The following is a 3,686-nucleotide window of genomic DNA, read 5'->3' on the forward strand; positions in this document are numbered from 1 at the left end:
AAGTCTCTGGTAGAGTAGTAAAGGGTGTTTTCTGTTAAGCTGGTAATGGTGCGTACTGATTCCTCCGGAAGGCATTCGCTGATCTTGGTTTGCAGGTAGGTTTTACCGCTTCCGGATCTTCCAAAGATGATGGCGTGCAAGGGTTCATCAAAGAACCTCGATAAGTACAGGAAGAAGAGTAGTAAACCGTTCTTTTGCTCTCCGATCAGGCCGCTTTGGCTGACTAATGTTAAGGTCTTTTTTACCAGTTCAGGAGATTTCAAAAACTTCATGGCCTGCTGCTCCTCCTTGTCGGTCATTTCATAAAGCTTGGGTTTCAGGGCTTTTACCTGCGCTTCTCTTTCTTTCATTCTATACTCTTCCAGTTGCTCGGTCAGTTCTGTTACGGTGTTGCTTATCTGCGTGGTGCTGAGTTCTAAAGCTTCTGTAAGGTTCTGGATCAGTTTTTTGGTGCTCTGGTGGCTGTACAGATTCACATCATCACGGAAGGTCTTGTATTTATTCTCTTTGCTTTTAATGTGCAGGCTGATCTTTAAGCGGCTAAGGTTCTCTTTCTCGATCCCGCCCCAGACGGTGGCCGTCAGCCATTCGTTTTCAAAGGTGATCTGCTCGGGGTTCTCCGTGTTCAGGATGCATTTGGTTTCTATGGTTGGCTTGGATGCTACTGCAGGCTTTGGGTCTTTCTTTTCAGTTGAAGGAAGTAAGCCTATTGGTTTTCTTCCCTGCAACAGGTGGGTAAATATTTCAGGTTCGTGAGATTGGGCTAAGCTGTTTATGTCTTCGTTTTTGGGAACTTCTACTTGTGTGATTTTTGCTGATGGTTTTAGTTGCTGCAGCTCTTTACTATATTTCTCTGTGGCTTTCCTTCCGGCTTCATCTCCATTTAAAAAGAAGATGATTTCTTCCAACTCCTGCAGATCCTCAATAGCTTTGGCGTGCTCTTCTGTTAGTCCGTTAGTGCCGTAAAGGGCTAGCAGTTCATAATCCTGTAGTTCCAGCTGCTGCAAAGTGGCTGCATCAATGATGGATTCTGTCAGGATCAGTTTTCTAGTTTCTGGTTTGGGATGGTTTGGGTAAAGCCCTTGTCTGTCTTTCAGGTAAAAGTGTCTTGATTTCTGGTTGTTAATCGTACTTCTAAAGTACAGGCTTACCACTTGGTTTTGTGGGTTCCTGAGTGCAAACACGATGCAGTTTTTACCAAAAGGGCTGTAGGCTTTTTCTCCTGTCCTGTTATTTATATGGCCTCTGTCCAGCAACAGGCCATATTTCAGGCAGCTTTCGACCAGGTGTTTTTCTTTCCTGTTTCCATGGTGGAACTGGCCACTGTTGTAGCCGACCTGTAGTTTGTCTTTGTTTAGATTTCTGCTCTCGAGGTATTCTTTAGCTGGCTTGCTGTTGTGTACTCCGTTCCTGAAGTAGGTGAACATTCGGGTGAGTAGGTCAGCTCTGCTGAGCTCACGAACTCGTGCTGACCGACCGGAGGGAACGTCAGCATTGGTTCCTGTTATCATGCTTTCTGCTTTTTTAATGGCTTCGTGTTTGGTGCTCTTGTCCATGTGCATAATAAAGTCGATCACATCGAGGCTCTTCCCGTGGGTGCTGCAGTTGGCACTGAAGCAATAACAGGTTTGCGTTTTGTAATACACTTGCAGGCTCGGGGTTTTGTCATCGTGGAAGGGACAGTGTAACCGCAAGTGTTTGTCTGGCTTCAGGTGGTAATAATCCAGTACCTGCGCTAAACCTAATTGCTGTTTGATTTCTGCTATCTCCATTAGCTTTCGATTTCAAGTTCTTTAAAAAGATCTCTCAACTGCCGAAGGTGGTAAAACTGCTCGGCTGGGTCTTTCATGGTGTGCGGGTTATCGCTCACATACACGATAAGGATGTAAAGCATTTCGTCCAGCAGGTCGCTGATGTAAACCGCTCCGGTATCGTGCAGGTAGGTATCCAGTTTCTTAAAGTCGTGGTGGTGCAGATCGGCCATAACAATTTTTAAAAAAATTTAGTGATACATGATTGTATGGCAATAATACAAATTTGTTTTAATATATAAAATGTTTATGTTTTACATTTAACCGTAAATGTTTTAAAAATGGCTTTAAATGCTTATTTTTGATAGATAGATGTATTATTTAGCAACTTGGATATTATAAAACATGGGATTTGGAGAGAGAATAAAGGAACTTAGAGTACAAAAAAAGCTCACTCAATCAGAGCTGGCCAAAATGGTAGGCTTGACTTATATCCAAATAGGCAGGTATGAGACACAAAAGTCTAACCCTTCTTCCGATGTGTTGCAGAAGTTGGCCAATGCCCTTGATACGACCGGTGATTATTTAATGAATGGTAGCAATGATGAGGTAATAGCCACCCAGCTAACAGACAAAGAGCTCCTAAAACAATTCAAAGCAGTAGAGCAATTGAATGCAGAAGATAAGCACCTCATTAAAACCTTTATCGATGCTTTCCTGACTAAAAGACAAGTGCAAAAATTAGCACATTAAAAAGCCCTGCATCCCTGCAAGGCTTCTTAATATTTCATTATTTCACGGAAGTAACTTTCGCACTAGATAAACTACATTTTCCAATCCAAAACTTTGCAGTTTTTATCCATGTAAAATAAGATGGATTTATATTCATCATACTCTAAATTATATACACTAATCTCCACTAAATATTGATCACTTGATTCTAAATGATGTTTAGTTTCAAGGAACAAAGAGTTAACTAAGTGTATCCCCTTAATTTTGCTTGATTCAATTATTGAAATTGTCGGAGGAAATTCAACTTTAATCAAAGGTAGTTCTGTCTTTTTTTTGTCTTCAAGGTCTTTTTCAAATTCCTTTGCTTTTTGTATTTCATCCGGTTTGGAACCGAAGATTTTCAACTCTTTTGAAGTATGGAAAGGACGGGTAAGTCCTTTCACTTTATTTGTAGCATATATCTTTTTCCAAAAAAATAATCCATCAACAAAAAGACTATCCTCAAGGAATGTTTGTGGTGCTACTTCAAAATATAACCCATCATCACCCACTACATAGAATAAACTATCCTTGTTAATCAATTCATGGATAAAATAATCAACCGCTGATTGTTCAGCACAAACAGCATCTTTATAAGTTAATGCTACTTTAGATTCTTCTTTTTTAGAACAATTAAACAAAAACACTAAACTAAAAATTATACTTAATCTAATTGCCATATGGATTTGCAAGTGAAAGGTTAAAACCTGGTGTTGGCATACTATAAATAAATCTTGCCATATTATTTAAATGGGTTTGTGCCGCATTTACAGCCCCCTGATTTATCGGAGTTGTTATTGAAAAGGTAATTCCTTCAACCTTCATAGAAAATACGTACCTATTAGGATATTTTATATGACTAAAATCTGGTTTAGTGCCTGTAAATTGGTTCTCTCCTGAAGTAAGATAATTACCATTGATATCTTCCTTTAAAACAACAATGATACTTACATCACTTCCTGCTATTTTAAAAGTTGCATGATCAGCACTTCCTATATCTTTTCTGAGGGAATTGATTTTAAAAACATCACGTAATTCATACCTTTTTCTATTAGCACTTCCATCGCTTTTATAATCACTGTAGACTTCCCTTAAATTATATAGAAGCATTTCTCCAAAATTATTCTTCTTGAAATCTGCAGGTATCAACCCTGCATTCTGGGC

General features: G+C 39.3%; 5 protein-coding genes. 1 reads left to right on the top strand and 4 read right to left on the bottom strand.

The features are described from left to right. Both C900_RS29550 and C900_RS26615 read right to left on the bottom strand, forming a co-directional pair. On the bottom strand, positions 1-1,772 hold a 1,772-nt coding region (locus C900_RS29550; RefSeq protein WP_083867601.1), incomplete at its 3' end, for a CHC2 zinc finger domain-containing protein. Beyond that, entirely contained in the window at positions 1,772-1,984 is a 213-nt protein-coding gene (locus tag C900_RS26615) for a hypothetical protein (protein WP_009583568.1), read from the bottom strand. The genes C900_RS26615 and C900_RS29550, both read right to left, overlap by 1 nt. Before the next feature lie 172 nt (positions 1,985-2,156). Here C900_RS26615 and C900_RS26620 point away from each other — a divergent pair, with 172 nt between their 5' ends. Beyond that, entirely contained in the window at positions 2,157-2,504 is a 348-nt protein-coding gene (locus tag C900_RS26620) for a helix-turn-helix domain-containing protein (protein WP_009583569.1), read from the top strand. A 71-nt stretch (positions 2,505-2,575) separates the two neighbouring features. Here C900_RS26620 and C900_RS26625 read toward each other — a convergent pair whose 3' ends face one another. Together C900_RS26625 and C900_RS26630 are read right to left on the bottom strand one after the other, a co-directional pair. Then, a complete protein-coding gene (locus tag C900_RS26625) occupies positions 2,576-3,202 on the bottom strand; it encodes a hypothetical protein (RefSeq protein ID WP_009583570.1) in 627 nt (208 codons plus the stop codon). Continuing rightward, on the bottom strand, positions 3,192-3,686 hold a 495-nt coding region (locus C900_RS26630), incomplete at its 5' end, for a hypothetical protein (RefSeq protein WP_040497637.1). The genes C900_RS26625 and C900_RS26630, both read right to left, overlap by 11 nt.

Source organism: Fulvivirga imtechensis AK7 (assembly GCF_000331535.1).
Taxonomy (GTDB): domain Bacteria; phylum Bacteroidota; class Bacteroidia; order Cytophagales; family Cyclobacteriaceae; genus Fulvivirga; species Fulvivirga imtechensis.

Excerpts from the sequence above, each read along its gene's own strand:
- C900_RS26615 (WP_009583568.1), bottom strand. The coding sequence starts at position 1,984 with ATGGCCGATCTGCACCACCACGACTTTAAGAAACTGGATACCTACCTG.
- C900_RS26620 (WP_009583569.1), top strand. The coding sequence starts at position 2,157 with ATGGGATTTGGAGAGAGAATAAAGGAACTTAGAGTACAAAAAAAGCTC.
- C900_RS26625 (WP_009583570.1), bottom strand. The coding sequence starts at position 3,202 with ATGGCAATTAGATTAAGTATAATTTTTAGTTTAGTGTTTTTGTTTAAT.